We start from the raw sequence: 3041 nt of genomic DNA on the forward strand, positions 1-3041 counted from the left end.
ATCTAATCCAAGTGTAGGATTGATAAATCGAACTTGATAAACTGCCATTTGCTGTTTCTAATTATTGTTTAACTGCTTTCATCGATAAACTAATTCGCTTGAGTTTCTCGTTGATTTCTAGCACCTGCACTTTGACTACTTGTCCAACTTTGACAACTTTGTTGGGATCGTCTACAAATCTATCAGCAAGTTGGGATATATGCACCAAGCCATCTTGATGTACGCCGATATCGACAAAAGCACCGAAGTTAGCGACGTTCGTCACAATTCCCTCTAGTTCCATTCCCACATTTAAATCCCTAATTTCCTTAATTCCTTCTCTGAAGGTGGCATATTTAAACTCAGCACGAGGATCTCTACCTGGTTTTTCTAGTTCGCTGAGGATGTCGCGCAGTGTGGGTTCGCCGACGCTATCGGTAACATATTTCTTCAGGTTGGTCTTTTTAAGTTTTTCAGCAATTTGTGTCACCTGATTTAATGGCACATTTAGATCGGATGCGATCGCTTCTACTACAGAATAACTTTCTGGATGCACTGCTGTATTATCCAATGGGTTATCACCGCCGCGAATCCGCAGAAAACCCGCCGCTTGTTCAAAGGCTTTTGGCCCTAACTTCGGAACTTTCAAGAGTTGTCGACGATTTTTAAAGGCTCCATTCTGGTTACGATAGGCGACAATATTATTGGCAACTGTTGCCGTAATCCCAGAGACAGAAGTCAGAAGTTCTTTGGAGGCCATATTCAAGTCTACGCCGACGTAGTTAACGCAGCTTTCTACAGTCTCATCCAATTTCTTTTTCAACAATTTCTGATCGACATCGTGCTGATATTGTCCCACACCAATGGATTTGGGATCAATTTTCACCAGTTCTGCCAGAGGGTCTTGCAAACGGCGGCCGATGCTAATCGCACCGCGCACGGTAATATCTAAATCGGGAAACTCTTCTAGCGCCACAATACTAGCAGAATATATAGATGCGCCAGATTCATTTACCATTACCTTAACTGGTTTGCGTTCTATGGTTTGCAATACTTGCGTGACAAATTCCTCTGTCTCGCGGGACGCTGTACCGTTACCAATGGCAATTAACTCAATTTTGTACTTTTCAATCAGATTTTTGACAGTTTGTGCAGCTTTAGCGCGTTGTTCAGCAGCTTGGTGCGGAAATACTGCCTGATATTCCAAAAATTGTCCAGTTTGGTCGAGTACAGCAACCTTACACCCAGTTCTAAATCCAGGATCTATCGCCAAGGTTGGTTTCATCCCTGCTGGTGCAGATAGCAGCAACTCCCGCAGATTAGTTTCAAATGTCTTGATTGATTCTATGTCTGCATAAACTTTTTTCTCGGAAATCACCTCTCCCATTAGAGATACTTTTATCAAACGATTGAATGCATCCTTCAACATCGCCTGATAAAAATCCCGAATCGTCCGAACTTTGGTTTTGATTTCTTTCGACTCAAGATAGTAAAGTACCGTATCCTCATCAAAAGCAATTTCAAAGCTTAATATTTTTTCAGTTTCACCCCGACACAACGCCAGCATATTGTGGGGTGCAATATTTTTTACCCTAATTTGATAGTTACGGTACATCTCAAATTTGGTTGTACCTTCAGGATAATCATCTTTGATACGGGAGACAAATACCCCTTCTTCTAAAAGATAGTCGCGGATATACGCACGTAACTCAGCTTTTTCAGCTACTTCTTCCGCTAAAATATCAGCAGCACCTTTGAGTGCTTCTTCTGCTGTTTTTACTCCCTGCGTTTCCGAAATATACTTAGCCGCTTCTTCTTCCAGAGAAGCCGTTGCAGTATTTTTAACATTTAGCGACTTGATGAACTCCGCTAGTGGTTCGAGTCCTTTTTCTCTGGCGATAGTGGCGCGGGTGCGTCGTTTTGGGCGATAGGGTAGATATAAATCCTCAAGTTCGGTTTTTTGTAAACAGGATGAGATTTTGGCTTTGAGTTCATCTGTGAGTTTACCTTGTTGAGCGATCGCACTTAAAATCACCGATTTTCGTTCTTCCAGTTCTGTTAAATAAGTATATCGATCGGCCAGTTCGCGTAGTTGCACTTCATTCATCTCGTCGGTGCGCTCTTTGCGGTAACGTGCAATAAAGGGAATTGTTGCACCCTCCGCCAAAAGTTCCAGCGCGTTTTGCACCTGATGGGATTTGAGGTTTATTTCAGTTGCCAGTATTTGAGGAATGTTCAGCATTAGGTGTCTAAAATGAGAATGCTACTTCTAAAGGTAATATGCTAAATCCTTATCCTGGCGCAAGTCCAAAGTTTTAAGCTAATTTACCAGATGATTGTTCACAAGAGTGCAATTGGTGAAATAGACAAAACCCACCTATGCAACTTTTATAACCCTTTCAATCTGCGTAGATGAATGAGAATTTGTCTACCACAGGGAAGTTTGGCTGATTGGGGAGAACGGTAAAAGTAGCATCACCCACAGGAATTGTCTGTTCCTAAACACTAGGCAATTATTTTGCGTAGCGTCTCGTACCCACTTTTAAAGCTTGCTGTGCACTACAGAACAAAGAGTTGTCAAGCTTTTTGGCGCTTCATCTATTGCAATAATTATTCCAATTGGCGTAAAATACAACCTTGCGTAATCTTGATTTTCTATAATATTTATTTCGCTCGACTGTTGTAGCCAAAACCTTATTGGATGTAAGATTAACCACACTTACGAAAAATTTGTTCTAAAAACACTACAACCTTTAGTTTAGAGGTTAGTAAAATGCTTTTGTTTTTCTTGATACCACTATGTACTGCTTTAGCTACAGGTTACTTGTTCAAAAAGAGTCGTGATGAAATTGCATATCTTGCAGGTGTATTTGCAGCGATTAGCTTTATCTTAAGTTTAGTATTAGCACCTTGGCAGATTCAGTTTGGATTATTAATCATTGTCTTCGTCATTACCAATAGACTTTTACAGGATAATGAATCCAAACAATAGGACAATAACCTAGAGAAACCTCTATCCAGCCAAGGAAACTCAGCGCTGTTTTTCTTTATACCACTACGTA

The 3041-nt window shown here is 40.8% G+C and carries 2 protein-coding genes; one reads left to right on the plus strand and one right to left on the minus strand.

Annotation, left to right across the window (positions count from 1 at the left end; all coding sequences use genetic code 11):
• Positions 1-61: 61 nt before the first annotated feature.
• Positions 62-2221, minus strand: a complete 2160-nt coding sequence (locus IQ229_RS21085) for a Tex family protein (protein ID WP_194047073.1) — start codon at positions 2219-2221, stop codon at positions 62-64.
• A gap of 531 nt (positions 2222-2752) precedes the next feature.
• On the opposite strand from IQ229_RS21085, the gene IQ229_RS21090 reads away from it, so the two are divergent.
• Positions 2753-2971 (plus strand): hypothetical protein, encoded by a 219-nt coding sequence (locus IQ229_RS21090; protein WP_194047075.1) that lies wholly within the window; start codon positions 2753-2755, stop codon positions 2969-2971.
• Positions 2972-3041: the final 70 nt, after the last annotated feature.

The sequence above is a fragment of the Nostoc cf. edaphicum LEGE 07299 genome, assembly GCF_015207245.1.
In the GTDB taxonomy this organism is placed as follows: domain Bacteria; phylum Cyanobacteriota; class Cyanobacteriia; order Cyanobacteriales; family Nostocaceae; genus Nostoc; species Nostoc edaphicum_B.

Bases quoted from the DNA above. Each gene is read 5' to 3' on its own strand.
- IQ229_RS21090 (WP_194047075.1), top strand. From the start codon at position 2,753: ATGCTTTTGTTTTTCTTGATACCACTATGTACTGCTTTAGCTACAGGT.
- IQ229_RS21085 (WP_194047073.1), bottom strand. From the start codon at position 2,221: ATGCTGAACATTCCTCAAATACTGGCAACTGAAATAAACCTCAAATCC.